Consider the following 14,110-nt stretch of genomic DNA (forward strand, 5'->3'; position numbering starts at 1 on the left):
CATGGAGCCCGCCTGTGGCCATGACGCCGCCAGCCCGCCGCACCCTCATCGTCCGCGTCATAGGACGCTGAGATGCAGATCCGGGATCTACTGATCTGAGTGCGAGACACCTACTCTTCCTGTAATTGCGCGGCACCGCCGCGAAACTGGAGATTGCAATGAAGAGAGTACTCGGTGTCTACAGCGCACCACGTCCTCACTGGGTGGGCGACGGCTTCCCTGTGCGCTCGATGTTTTCCTATCAGAGCCATGGCAAACGGCTCAGCCCTTTCCTCTTGCTTGACTACGCGGGCCCTGCCGATTTCAGTCCGGGCCAGCAGCCGCGAGGCGTCGGCGTCCACCCGCACCGAGGCTTCGAAACCGTGACCATTGTCTACAAGGGTGAAGTCGCGCATCGCGACTCAACCGGCCAGGGCGGCGTGATCGGTCCTGGCGATGTGCAATGGATGACGGCCGGCGGCGGCATTCTGCATGAAGAGTTTCACTCCGAGGCCTTCACTCGCACCGGCGGGCCCCTGGAAATGGTTCAGCTCTGGGTGAACCTTCCCGCCAGGCACAAGATGACGGCGCCCGGCTACCAGGCCATCGTCGATGCCGACATTCCCGTCGTGCCGCTTCGTGATGATGCCGGCACGGTCCGCGTCATCGCTGGCCAGTACGAGGGCAAGGTCGGCCCCGCACATACCTTCACGCCGATGAACGTATGGGACATGCGCCTGAACCAGGGTGGCGTCAGCGAGCTACCGATCCCATCCGGATGGAACGCCGCACTGATCGTGCTGCGCGGTACGGTGCGCGTCAATGTCGGCACGGTAGTTGGCGAAGCGCAGATGGTGCTGCTGGATCGTGCCGGCGAAGATGTGTCGATGGAAGCCAGCACCGATGCGGTCCTGATCCTGCTGGCCGGCGAACCGATCGACGAGCCGATCATCGGCTATGGACCTTTCGTGATGAACAGCCAGGATGAGATCCTCCAGGCGTTTACCGACCTCAACGGCGGCCGATTCGGCACGGTTGCCCAGCAGACCACAAGTGCCTGAGCGTGTGCATGGCCTTCCCGTCCATCAACGCAGGCGCTGACGGCTACAAGGTCGTTGCGGTGGTGGACGCCTCGGGCACGTACTCGAAAATGGCCCACAGAATCACGCTGGCTCGCGTGGTGCAGGCGAGCGTCGTACCGATGGATATAGCAGCCATCGCTTCCGAACGGCAGCGCACTTGGCATCGCGACGACGCGCAGCAATGGGCAGAGATCTACACCAGGATTTTCCCGGCCAAGCCGTTGCTTATCGAAACCTACATGAAGGCGCAGTGCGTGCAGAAGGATGGCGGAGCCCTGGACTCGGCATGCAATCACCAAACCCAACAGTCGACATTGAGACGATCGAGAAGTAGATGGCCGTCGAGAGGTCGTGAATCGGGGGCGCGAACTCTGCGCCTAGGTAGAGCGGCCCGAACACCCCGTAGATAGGTAGCGAACCGATGCTGAGAACCGCGAACAGGCTGCTCGCTGCGATGCTCGGGCGATCGCAATAAGACAACGCTTTGCACGTCGCTTGACGCCAGAGGCGCTGCCTCCTGGATCGCGGTCGCTCAGTTCAGTCGCTTGCCAGCCGTTTCCGCGACCATGGCCAAGCCCACCAGCGATACGATGCCACAACCGATCACATATAGCGCGGGGGCATTCGCATTGCCGGTCACGGCGATCAACCAGGTGGCCAGGAACTGCGCGAAACCACCAAACACCAGCACGCCAATGCAGTACACGATCGACATGCCAGTCGCACGGATGCGCCGCGGAAACAGTTCGGAGAGCATTACCACTGACGGCACGACGTTCAGCACCAGCATCAGTGACAGCGCGGCGACAACGCCCAGCAGCACGGGCAGGGTCGGCTGAGCATTGAGCAGCAGGAAGCCCGGGTAGATCGCGACCAGCATCGCGATACGCGACCAGAGGATAAGCGGTTTGCGTCCGATCCGGTCCGACAACCTGCCCGCGTACGCAGACAGCGCCACCTGCACCAGTGCGCCCACACAGCCTGCCGCCATGCTGACCCCGGCCGGGATCTTCAGCACCGAGATGGCGTAGCTGGTCATGTAGTGCAGAACGATATAGGTGGCCGAGGTGCCACCGATGGTGATCAGTACTCCGGCCACCACCATGCGCCAATAACGGGTGAAGATCTCGCACAGGCCGGCGTGCTCCTGCCTCGGCGCGCCGTCCTCCTGCACGACGCCGGTTTCATCGAGATGCCGGCGGATATAGAGACCAACGGGAATCACCAGGATGCCGATCGCGAAAGGGATGCGCCAACCCCAGCTTTCGAGGGCTTCCGGTGACAGGGTGTTGGTCAGCGTCAGTCCGATCAAGGCACCCAACAGTACGCTGGCACCCTGACTGAAAAGCTGCCAGCTTCCGAAGTAGCCCCGCGAATCGTCGTCGGCATACTCCATCAGCATCGCGCTGGACGCACCTAGCTCACCGCCCACCGCGAAACCCTGTACCAGCCGGGCAACCACGATCAGCGCGGGCGCAAGCCAGCCGGCCTGCGCGTAGGTCGGCGCCGCGACGAACAGGGCCGAACCCAGGCCCATCATCCACAAGGTGAGCGCCATGGCGGGCTTGCGGCCGGCCCGGTCGGCATACAGCCCGACCAGGACGCCGCCGAGTGGCCGGGCGATGAAGCCGACACCGAACGTGGCCAATGAAAGCATGAGCTGGCCCATCGTCCCCCCCACCGGAAAGAACAGCTTGCCGATCAGCACGGCAAAGAAGCTGTAGACGGTGAAGTCGTAGAACTCCAGGCCGTTGCCGAGCGTGATGGCGGCAATGGCACGTCGGCCTGGGGCGGCGCGGCGCTCGCCAACGGCGGCCACGGGGGCGGCAGCCACATGCGCGCTAGTGGGTGCGGTCATCTTGCAGTCTCCTTGGGGATACCGCCGGGCTTTGGCCCGGTCGTGTGATGGGGTGCCGCGATCAGGCCAGGAAGCGTTCGACCAGCTTCACCCAGTACGTCGCGCCCAGCGGCAAGCAAGCATCGTTGAAGTCGTAGCCAGGGTTGTGGACCATGCACCCTCCCTCGCCGTCGCCGTTGCCGATGATCAGGTAACAGCCGGGGCATGCCTCGAGCAGGAAGGCGAAGTCCTCGCTGCCGGTCAGCGGCTTCATGTCGGGAATCAGCGCATCCTCGCCGAACCAGTCACGTGCTACCGAACGCGCCAACTCGGTTTGCCCGGAGTGGTTGACCAGCACCGGATAGCGGCGGTGGTAATCGACTTCGGCGCGGGCCCCGAAACTCTCGGCCTGTGCATGCGCCAGAGCGGTGATCCGCGTCTGCAGCAAATCGCGCACTTCGGCCTTCAGCGCCCGTACCGAGAGGCGCATCTCGGCTTTGTCCGGTATGACGTTGGGTGCCTGGCCAGCCTGGATAGCGCCAACGGTCACGATGGCCATGTCGAGCGGATCGACGTTGCGGGCCACCACCGTTTGAAGGGCCAGCACCATCGACGCGCATACCACCACCGGGTCCACCGCCTTGTGAGGCACAGCGCCATGACCGCCGCGACCGTGAACGCGGATCGTCACCGTATCGGACGACGCCATGAACGGCCCGGGGAGAAAGCCGAAGCTGCCGACGGGAAATCCCGGCATGTTGTGCAGAGCGAATACCGCATCGCACGGAAACCGCTCGAACAGGCCGTCCTTCATCATTTCGAGCGCACCACCCATGCCTTCTTCCGCGGGTTGGAAGATGAGGTGCACGGTGCCGGAGAACGGCTTGTGCTGTGCCAGATACTTTGCCGCCGCCAGCAGGGTGGCAGTGTGGCCGTCGTGACCACAGGCGTGCATCTTGCCGTCGATTGTGCTGGCATAGGACAGGCCAGTGGCTTCATGTATGGGCAGGGCATCCATGTCCGCGCGCAGGCCGATGGTGCTTCCATTGCCATGCCGGAGCGTACCGACCACGCCGGTGCCGCCCAGGCCGCGGTGTACGGCGTAGCCCCAGGCCTGCAGGCACTCCGCCACGAGATCGCTGGTGGCGAATTCCTCGAAACCGAGTTCGGGATGGGCGTGGATACGATGGCGCAGTGTCACCATCTCTTGCTCGATGGCACGAAGCCGGGGAGTACGGCGTCGGCTTGCATGGGCTGTCTCCAAGGGGAATGCCGGACGATCTTACGCAGCCGTGCAGGGCTCCGGCAGTGGCAAAGTCATGGTCATGACAACCATTGGTTGTCGGCTGCACTACACTGGCATTTCCTTTTCAAGGCCGTGCACGGCGCGCCCAAGCCCCATGAAACTCCATCAGATGCAAGCGCTTGTCGCAGTGGCGGACGCCGGCAGTATTCGAGCGGCAGCGCGCCTCGAAGGGCTGTCACAGGCAGCCGTGACCAAGGCCTTGCGCGAACTGGAACTGGAAGTGATGTTGCCGTTGCTGCTGCGCACCGCTAGCGGTGTGGCGCTGACCGAAGCCGGACAGCGCCTGCTGGGGCATGCGCGGTTGGTGGTCGGACAGCTCGCGCGCGCGAATGACGATCTCGCCGTGCTGCGGGGGGAGCGTGTGGGCAGGCTGTCGATCAGCGTGACACCCTGGATCATGCTCACATTCCTGCCGCGAGTGCTGCTGCTGTTCCGGCAGCGCATGCCGGAAGTACAGGTGGAGATTTTTGAGGGTCTGACTGCGGTCGCGCTACCAAGGCTGAGGGAAGGGATGCTCGACTTTGCCATTGGCCCGTTCACCGCCGCCATGCCAACGCAGGAGTTCGAATGCGAGCCACTACTCGGCTACGGGTCCTGCGTGATCGCCCGTCAAGGGCACCCATGCGCAGGCGCGAAGTCGCTGCATGAACTGGTCGAATGCGATTGGACCGTCAACTATACGACCGCCAGCTACGACACCTTCATGCAGAACCTGTTCTGGCAGCATGGCGCAAATATCGCAGCAAGCCGGCTGCATTGCGCCCATTCGATTGCGCTGCTTGTCGAGTTGATCCGCCATGTCGGGATGCTCAGTTATTGCCCCAAGCCCTTGCTGGTGTGCGATGCCATGCGAGGCTGGGTGCAGCCGGTGCGAATTTCCGAGCAGTTCGAGACCAGCCGTCTGGGCATCATCGGTCGGCGCAACACCATGCGCAGCAACGCCGCGCAGTGCTTCGTGGAGTGCTTGCTGGAGGAAGTCCGCCGGCGGTCACGGTCCGCGGCCCGGGGCGATGCCGAATTGTTTGACTTGCTGGACGTACTCTTCTGATGGGAGTGCCACTGAAGGATCCTCACGGCTGAAGGGAGACGCCGTCAATTGCCTGACATCGCCCGGCTATTCCGATGGTCATGCATTCGGGGCCGGCCTCGGCTGGCGCTCGCCCGATCTTCCTGGCAGGCCGGTCACGCAACATCCAGCTTTTCCAGCCAATCGATCAGGTAGTCATACATCGCCGACAGCGAAGCGCCCGCCGACTGGATTTGAGCCGGTGAGCCGGTCTCCAGCAGACCATCCAGCCGATCGAGCAACTCGTGCAGGTATGGCTGCTCCATCACCGAAATCGCGCCACCGGCACGATGACACCACTTGCCCAGTCCTGCGGGCGTCGGCGCCGCCAACTCCGCACGCAAGGCGTCGCGATCTTGTTCCAGGGATCGCAAGAAGATCTGGCGCACATCGTGCTCCGCCAACATGGGCTCCAGTTGGGACCGTAGCCCGACGGTATCGATACGTTCCGGACGGCACCCGCCGGATTCGGGCGTTCGACGGGTGGGTGCTGCTTCCGGAGATCGAACTTCCGTCTCGGGCGACGGTGCCTCCGGGCCTCCTTGCAATGCGGTCTCGATCGTCTGCTGTAGCGATGCCAATGTCGCCGGCTTCACCAGGAACGCGTTCATGCCCACCTCCATGCACAGGAGATGCTCTTCCCTGGCGACTGTTGCAGTCAGTCCTACCACGGGCAGCTCTCGGACGGACGGCCGATCACTCGCCCGGATCGACCGAGTCAAGTCAAATCCGTCCATGACCGGCATGTGGCAATCAGTCAGCACCAGATCATACGTATCGGCCTCCAGCGCCGTTACCGCTTCCTGCCCGTTGGTGCACACCGTGCTGCGGTAGCCCAGCAGACGCAGTTGCTGCCCGATAACTTCCCGGTTGATAGGATGGTCCTCGACGACGAGGATCCTGGCGCCCTGGGGCACCAGATCGTCTGCATTCACCGCTCCCGCCCGCGAGGCCTGTGGTGAAGCCGGTGCCATGCCCTTGAGCAGCGCTTCCAGTGCTCCCACAAAAGCCGTCCATCGCAACGGATTGCTGCCGAGCGACACGCCAGATTCATCCTGGCTGTAACCCAACGGCAGCAATTCATCGGTCAGGTGAATCGCAATCTGGCCCTTTCGCCCGGCTCGCTCCATCCGATCGATAATTGCGATGCCATCGTCCGGAGTCTCATCCTCCGAGCTGATGCAGCGCATGCCGGCGGCCTCGCCGTAGGCGATCAGGGCCGCACGCCTGCTGTCATCGCTGACAAGAACGGATAGCGCCCTGCCGCTGAGGTTCGGCAAATCATAGCCCTGGTTAACGACTTCGCATGGCACCCGCAGTACCGCCGTCGTGCCCACCCCCGCCTCGCTTTTCAGGCTTATCTCGCCATCCATGAGCTCCGCCAGCGTCCTGACAATGGTCAGCCCCAGCCCGGTTCCACCGAATCGGCGTGCGGTGCTGCGCTCGCTTTGCATGAACGGGGCGAACAGGCGAGCGAGATCCGCCCTGGCAATGCCAATTCCAGTGTCTTCCACCGCCACGACCAGCATCGGCAACCCGGTAGCACCCGGCTCCATGGTCGCGTGCAACGTCACGCTGCCGTGATCGGTAAACTTGATGGCATTGCCCAGCAGATTGAACAGAATCTGGCGCAGACGGATGCCATCGGCCTGCACGATGGCCGCCACCTCTGCGCTCACCCTTTGTTTCAGACGCAAGCCCTTCTGGAAAGCTTGCGGCAACAGCGAGCCGAGCACGCCGTCGAAGAGTTCCCGAAGATCCACCGGCGCTCGCAGGATGTCGAGCCGCCCGGCCTCGAGTTTGGCGTAGTCCAGAATGTCGTCCAGTATCCGCCCGAGCGCCTGGCCAGACTCGCCGGCCAACCCGACCATGCGCTGCTGCTCGGCCGTCAGCGGCGTCTTTTGCAGCAGTTCAATCAGGCCGAGAATGCCATTCATTGGCGTGCGGATCTCATGGCTCATCATGGCCAGGAAACTGTCCTTGGCTCGCGATGCCGCTTCGGCCGCATCCTTTGCCTGCGCCAGCACCTCGGCACGCTCCCGGTCTTCCGTGAGGTCCGCATAGTAGCCATGCCACAGGACACTACCATCGGGCTCTGTCCGGGGCACAGCATGGACGCGAATCCAGCGTGTTTGTCCGCGGATCAGGCAGCGCAAATCCTCGCTCAGCGGCTCCTGCTTCATCTTCGCTACGTTCATTGCCGCCAGCAACCTGGTGCGTTCTTCTATGCTGTGGGTGTAAAGCGTCGGATTGGTCTGGCCGATCAGTGATTCTGGCGTTCGATCGAGCAGTTGCTGCGCATTGCCGCTTACCCACCGATATAAAAACGCACCGTCGCGCTCAAGCACCTGGTAAACCGTGGCGGGCAAATGACGCGTCACATCCACAAGCATGGCTTCGGCCGCCCGGGCCTTGGCTTCGGCATTGCGAATCTCCGTCACATCCACTGCGGCCGAGATGAGCCCATCGAATTCCGGCCCGCCGTGCGTGATGGGCTGCGCCCAGCACAGGAAATGGCGTGTCAGCCCATCGGCGTCCGGATAGTCCACCGCAAACTGCTGTAGTTGTCGGGTCTCCAGGGCCCGCCGCGAGCCGGCTTCCAGCGTCTCGGCCGCGCGGTTTCCCCTCACGTTCAACTCCGTGGGCAGGTGGCCGACCATCTGTTGTCTGGTCATCCCGGCCAGCAACTGGTAGGCGGCATTGACTTCGGTATATCGCCCTTGGGCATCCTTGACGGTGATCGGAATCGGGACGGCATCGATCAACGTGCGCTGGAAATCCAGCTGTGCCTGAAGCTGCTGCTTGGCGAGTCGCCTGGCGGACGCCTCACGTCGCAATCGATACTGCGAGCGCAGCAGGATCCCAATAAAGACGATGACGGCTGCCAGGTATGGCCCGATGCGTCGCAGAACCTGCTGCCATGAGGGCTCCAGAGCGTAATTGGCGGCGATGTAACGGCTCTGGATCGCGAGGCGCTCGCCTTCCGGCATGTACTCCATGGCGCGGTCAATGAGCGGCAGCAACCGGGCTGCCAGCTCGGGGGACAAGCCAAAGCCCATGTCCAGCGTCTGCCTGCCGGAGCCAATAATGCGCAGCGTCCCCGCGAAGTAACGTTGCAGCTCGACGTCCACGGTAGCCAGATCGTCCACGTATGCATCGGCTTTCCCATTGGCAACAGCCTCCATGCCGGCATGCACGGAACTTACGACGGACAACTGCAGATGCGGGACGGCTGCCTTGAGCAGGCCCTCCACACCACTCGCCTCACAGACCACCACACGCTTGCCAGCCAGGTCGTTGAGGCCCTCGACCGCCACATCCAACTGGCGTCCCACGATGACCATCGGGAAGGAAGCATAGGGCCGGGTCACCGACAGGCCGGCCAGCGCAGGATCCTCGCCCACGGCGACGGCCATCAGGTCCAGCTTGCCTTGCCGCAGCGCTTCCACGGATTGCGCGAAGGGTGCCGCCCGCTCGCGCTGGAACCGTACGCCGAGAGTACGACCCAGGTAAGACAGGTAGTCGGCTGCCATGCCACCGGGTCGTCCGCTGTTGTCGACATAACTATAGGGAGCCGATCCCGCGTCGAATGCCACCTTCAACACGGGCAGGGACTGCAGGAACGCCTGCTCCTCCGGAGTCAGAAAGAACTCGCCTGCGGGTGACGACGCGACGAGGGGAGGCGTCACCCAACGCCCAATGACGGCGCGCCGTACGTCTTGCGGCATCGTGGCAAGTCCGTGGTTGACGGCGGCGTGCAAGGTTGCGGCGGCCGGACTGAACGCGAAATGCAGGCCACCACCGGGCTCCCGGTAGCTTGCCTGCACGGCCAGCCCTTTGAACTCGGGGCGCCCCAGGTAGTAGTCCGCCACCGGCTGCATCGTGGGGTAGTAATCCGCTTTGCCTGCGCTTACGGCACGCAGCCCGTCTTCCGTGTCTTTCACTGACTCAAACCGCGCACTCGGGAACCGTGCGCGAAGCCGCTCGTCCATGATAAAGCCTGGCTCCACAGCAATCCGTGCCCGCTCCAATGCAACGGCCTGCTGTCCCACTGCCCCCTTGCGACCAACGATGGCGACATTTGCATCGAAGTAGGCATTGGAAAAGCGCAGGCAACGCGCGCGCTCGGCACTCTCGCCAAGGTTCATCACCACGTCCACCTTGTTGGCGCATGCGGCGGCCAGCAGGGCAGGCATATCGGCATACATGGTCGTGACAAAGCGCACGGGGCGGTCCCGGAGCGCCGCGCGCAAAAAGTCGACGCCGATGCCACTCACCTGTCCGTCCTGTACGATGGAAAACGGTGGCCAGCCATCCTGCAGCACTCCGATCCGCACCGTTTGCGGGTCGCGGGCGGTGACGGGCGGCTGCGCCACTGCGTCATGCCAGATGGACATCACCAGCAAGAAGCCAACGCACCGTAGCAGACCGAGCAGATCGATCCACCGAATCCGCCTCGTCGACAGGCGCACACCATTCATGCGGTACTCCAAGATAAAAAACGGCGCCGGCGATTCTTTAGCGGGCGGATTTCTTCTCTCGTGGTCCCGCATCAGTTCCTTGGCGATCATGCGCATCAACTCGATGCCGCCCCCTATACCAATCTGAAGTCGGCGTGATGCTCTCGTCTCTCAGAGTTCGACAGGGGCGATCCAGCGTCGGGGCAAGCCGGCATCGGCACGCGCAGCGTCACCCGCGTACCAACACCTAGTGTACTGTCGAGCATCAGTTCACCTCCCATCAGTTGCGACAGTTGCCGAGAAATTGTCAGGCCCAGTCCGCTTCCGTCAAAACGGCGCGCCGGTCCGCTCTCGCCCTGCACGAACGGGGTAAAGAGCCGGGCAATATCCTCCGGCGCGATCCCGATGCCGGTGTCTGCCACCGAGATCACCAGCACACCCTCGCCGGCGTTGGTCGCCTCAACACTGGCGCACAAATCCACGCTGCCGCGCTCGGTGAACTTGATTGCGTTGCCCACAAGGTTGAGAAGAATCTGCCGCAGTCGAGCCCCGTCGGCCACAAGTTGAACCGGAACGTCGGGCTGCACCCATTGCTGCAACTGCAACCCTTTGGCCTGCGCGCGCTGCGCCAGTAGGCTCAGCACACTGGCGAACAGCGCGCGCAGATCAAGCGGCGCTAACGCAAGACGCAGCCGTCCCGCGTCCATCTTGGCGTAGTCGAGCACATCGTCAAGGATCTGTCGCAGCGCCTGCCCTGCCTCCGAGGCCAGACGCACTTGCCGTCGCTGTTCGGCTGACAAGGGCGAATACTCCACCAGTTCCAGCAGGCCGAGGATGCCCTGCAACGGTGTGCGGATCTCGTGGCTCATCATGGCCAGAAAACTGCTCTTGGTGCGCGCCGAGGCCTCGGCTGCGTCCCGCGCCTGGGCCAGCGCTATCATCTGGGCGCGCTCGTGCATGACTGCCGCCTGCAGCCTTGCGATCAGCGTCGTGCGCTCATGCTCGAGCGCCACCTTCCTCAGCAGGTTCGCCCGCAACTGTTCCAGCGCGACAAAGATGGCTCCGATCTCGTCGGTCTTGGGCCAGACTTGCGTCGGCTCGTCGTATCGCCCCTCCGCCAGCGCAATGGTGGCCTCAGTCGCCAGCGTAAGTGGACGCAGCACCCGTTTCGCGAACAGCCAGAACGTGGCTGCGACAAACGACGTAATGATCGCGAGGATCACCACCAAACCACCGAGCCGTTTCTTCGCGCGCGTCGTGTCAGCCTGCACTTCCGCCTGAGCCACGTCTAGCACGGCGTCGCGCATGGCGACGATCGGCGCCATCAGTGGCACGTAGGTGCTGGCCAATTCTGCCGTCGTCGGCCGAGGTTCGGCCGGACCGATCGCCTCGACCTTCTGTAGATAGGCGAGGCCGTCGCCGAAAAAGCCCTTGCGCAGCACAGCGTCGGCGTCGCGCAGCCCAGGCTTCGACGCCAACTGGAAGCTGACGCGCTGCTGGATCTGGTCCCCCAACGTCCGCACGCGCCCGAGATCGCCCGCCAAGCGCTCGCGCTCCTCGCTGCGCATCGGACGATTGTTGACCAGTGCGCTGGTGAACTCGGAGCCGGCGCGACCCGCATACTCGCGCAGTTCGGCGGCAAATCGCGCACTGACCGCGTGCTGCGCCGCCACAGGAGCGGAGCGCTGCAGGCGCGAAAGCGGGCCGTCCGCAGCGCGCAGGATGTCATCGACAATGTTGAACATCCCGCTCACGGCTAGCTGCACCTCATTTCGTTCAGACAATGGCCGGGCGATTAGCCGGTCGAGCTGGGACCGCGCAGTTGCCAACTGCGCGCGGGCATGCTCCAGGTTGCCCTCGGCCGCGCCACACTCCGAACAGTCAGTGCCATGCAACATCGCTATGGCGGCACCCAGACTGACGTCGCTCTGTTTCCGCGCTCGCAGCAACGCGGTGGCGACGTCGCCAGGCGCTGCGCCCAAGGCCGCATTGGATGGTCCCCGCTCAGCCGATACCTTCTCGGCGGCGATCAGCGTGGCGCGAAAGGCCTGGAGCATCGCCTCGCTGTGTTGCGCCGCGACATATGCCCGCCACTCCCCAACCCAGAGATAACTGCCAAAGCCCACTATTGTCGCCACCATGGCAATCGTGATCAGGCGGAATGCGTGCTGGATGCGCATGGATGAAGCCTGCTCCTAAGGTTGTAACTAGTGCGTGTCGCGCGTGCATGAATCCGCATGACATGACACCAAAAGACGGCGGATTCCTGCCCCATTCGCAGGGCCCCTATAGATGGAAATAGCGAGTTTGCCGACAGGTCAGCAATGAAGAAACTGGAGGTGGAATGGCTCACGAGGCGCTGTCAACCTGGCGTTATCGAGACGAGCGGGTAGAAGGTGTGCCCAGTGCTCAGAATGCAGCGGACGGCTTTTGCGCAACTTCGGTGAATTCGCGCCAGGCTGAGAAGCGGGCCGCGAGGTGTTTGCGGTAGAGCGACGCGAGCAGCAGATGCCGCTTGGGAGCAAAAGAACTGGCGGATCGGCCCGAAGCACAAGAGGAAGGCCTGCGTGCGATTAGGGTCGCGGATTCCGCGCATGGGCCGCTCACGCTCGCGTGTGCGTTGATGGTTGCTCTCGGCCCGATCTGTGACTCGGGCGCTGTCCTTGACGAAGACGTGCTCAGTCTCCGCAAACGCTCAAGCATGCGAAGCCCGTCGGCCTCTCCACCGAAACAGTAATCAGTCACCATAATATCGAGAGATGGGGTTTCCGCTGCTGAGGTCAGCATGGCTTCGACGCCCTCGGCCTGCGCGAATATGGCGAAGCTTTGGCTCTGGAGATCCTGCGCCAGTCCCGCAGGCACGACTGGATGATCGTCTGCTACAAGCAAATTAGTTGTCGTCTTCATTGTTCGCAGGATTGTCATGACCTCGCGAGCGACAATCAGCAGGTCGGAGCCTGAACTGCGCAAGCCCCGTTGCTGGCGGGCGACCGGACTTGCACACTCGCGAGTACCCTAAAAGTGGTCGCACAGCAACCGCCACCGTTCTACAGTTCGTTTGGCCGTCGTTATTACGACAAGACCGCGCAGTGCGCTATCAGCAAGGATTCCCTCAATGGTCTGGCCTTCGCATTACTGTTGTAGCTGTCGGATGCCGGTGGACACAACCTTCATGTCCATTGGGTGATCCCACTGCTTCATGCATGCAAAACCACCCTGGAGCGTTCCGGCTACCGGCTTTTCGTTGGCAGCCCCGTTGGTGTCTCGCGCATGGTCCGCGAAACATGCCAGGGCGGGAGCCTGCTCCGGAGGAACGGTACTATTGGCAGACTGCCGGGACTTCTCCGGTGTGATTGTCAACATCGCTCCAGCGGTATCGACCATCAACTGGTAGTTAGCCTTTGGAAGCGACAGCGCCAGGTTGCCAGCCGCGATCGCGTAACTGCCCACGCCCTCGCCCGACTGACGGCCCAGGCTACCCGTCAGCATGTTCTCCGCCGAATCGTTCAGCGTCACATTGACCAGGTTGCCGTTCTCGTCCCGGCTCTGCACCGTGCCGTTCGCCAGGCCGCTGATCGTGTAATCCAGGACCGGATCAGCCGTGCCGTGGATCTTTGTGGCATTGGAGGCCGTCGCCGTCAGGACCGCCGGTGTGATCGACTCATACGCATCCGTCGTGTTGATCGTCAGCGCGTAGTTGCTCGTCGACGCCAGGCTGCCGTTGGTGAGCGCGTAGTTGCCCACGCCCTCACCGGACTGCCGGCCCAGGCTACCGGTCAACGTGTTCGCCGCCGTGTCGGCGAGCGTCACGTTGACCAGGTTGCCGTTCGCATCCCGGCTCTGCACCGTACCGTTCACCAGGCCCGCGGTCGTGTAGGCCAGGGTCGGGTCACTCGTGCCGTAGGTCTTGGTGGCGTTCGAGGCGTTCACCGTCAGGTTCGCCGCCGTGATCGTCTCGTTGGCCCCGGTGGTGTTGATCGTCAGTGCATAGTTGTTCGTCGACGCCAGGCTACCGTTGGTGATCGCGTAGTTACCCACGCCCTCACCCGACTGGCGGCCCAGGCTACCGGTCAGCGTGTTCGCCGCCGTGTCGGCAAGCGTCACGTTGATCAGGTTTCCACTCGCGTCGCGGCTCTGCACCGTGCCGTTCACCAGGCCCGCGGTGGTGTAGGCCAGGGTCGGGTCGTCCGCGCCGTAGGTCTTGGTCGCGTTCGAGGCGTTCACCGTCAGGTTCGCCGCCGTGATCGTCTCGTTGGCGCCCGTGGTGTTGATCGTCAGCGCATAGTTGTTCGTCGACGCCAGGCTGCCGTTGGTGATCGCGTAGTTGCCCACGCCCTCACCCGACTGGCGGCCCAGGCTACCCGTCAGCGTGTTCGCCGC

General features: G+C 63.2%; 7 protein-coding genes and 3 pseudogenes. 3 read left to right on the plus strand and 7 right to left on the minus strand.

Features of this window, described 5'->3' with window-relative positions; all coding sequences use genetic code 11:
- Nucleotides 1-158: 158 nt before the first annotated feature.
- Entirely contained in the window at nt 159-1,040 is an 882-nt protein-coding gene (locus RN01_RS29785; protein ID WP_017515787.1) for a pirin family protein, read from the plus strand.
- Nucleotides 1,040-1,345, plus strand: a pseudogene (locus RN01_RS34790) (isochorismatase hydrolase); the annotation flags it as partial. The gene RN01_RS29785 and the pseudogene RN01_RS34790, both read left to right, overlap by 1 nt.
- Here the strand turns inward: RN01_RS34790 and RN01_RS33450 are convergent.
- The 3 genes and pseudogenes from RN01_RS33450 to RN01_RS29800 all read right to left on the minus strand — a co-directional run.
- Nucleotides 1,344-1,529 (minus strand): annotated as a pseudogene (locus tag RN01_RS33450) (ion channel); the annotation flags it as partial. The pseudogenes RN01_RS34790 and RN01_RS33450 overlap by 2 nt on opposite strands.
- Before the next feature lie 64 nt (nt 1,530-1,593).
- Nucleotides 1,594-2,919: an MFS transporter gene (locus tag RN01_RS29795; protein WP_024569802.1), complete on the minus strand. Its 1,326-nt coding sequence runs from the start codon at nt 2,917-2,919 to the stop codon at nt 1,594-1,596.
- Nucleotides 2,920-2,980: 61 nt separating this feature from the next.
- A complete protein-coding gene (locus tag RN01_RS29800; RefSeq protein ID WP_017513872.1) occupies nt 2,981-4,102 on the minus strand; it encodes a M20 aminoacylase family protein in 1,122 nt (373 codons plus the stop codon).
- Between the two features lie 211 nt (nt 4,103-4,313).
- Between RN01_RS29800 and RN01_RS29805 the strand changes: the two genes are divergently transcribed.
- Nucleotides 4,314-5,252 carry a LysR family transcriptional regulator gene (locus RN01_RS29805; protein WP_017513873.1) on the plus strand — a complete coding sequence of 313 codons (939 nt, stop codon included), beginning with the start codon at nt 4,314-4,316 and terminating at the stop codon, nt 5,250-5,252.
- Nucleotides 5,253-5,386: 134 nt separating this feature from the next.
- On the opposite strand, the gene RN01_RS29810 is transcribed toward RN01_RS29805, so the two are convergent.
- The 4 genes and pseudogenes from RN01_RS29810 to RN01_RS34415 all read right to left on the minus strand — a co-directional run.
- Entirely contained in the window at nt 5,387-9,841 is a 4,455-nt protein-coding gene (locus RN01_RS29810; RefSeq protein WP_223277422.1) for a transporter substrate-binding domain-containing protein, read from the minus strand.
- A gap of 23 nt (nt 9,842-9,864) precedes the next feature.
- Complete coding sequence (locus RN01_RS29815) at nt 9,865-11,910, minus strand: ATP-binding protein (RefSeq protein ID WP_017515392.1); 2,046 nt, start codon at nt 11,908-11,910, stop codon at nt 9,865-9,867.
- Between the two features lie 229 nt (nt 11,911-12,139).
- Nucleotides 12,140-12,419 (minus strand): annotated as a pseudogene (locus RN01_RS34410) (IS6 family transposase); the annotation flags it as partial.
- Between the two features lie 443 nt (nt 12,420-12,862).
- Nucleotides 12,863-14,110 (minus strand): MBG domain-containing protein (locus tag RN01_RS34415; RefSeq protein ID WP_082019922.1); only part of this gene is annotated, 1,248 nt, incomplete at its 5' end.

It is taken from the genome of Cupriavidus sp. SHE (assembly GCF_000812445.1).
In the GTDB taxonomy this organism is placed as follows: domain Bacteria; phylum Pseudomonadota; class Gammaproteobacteria; order Burkholderiales; family Burkholderiaceae; genus Cupriavidus; species Cupriavidus metallidurans.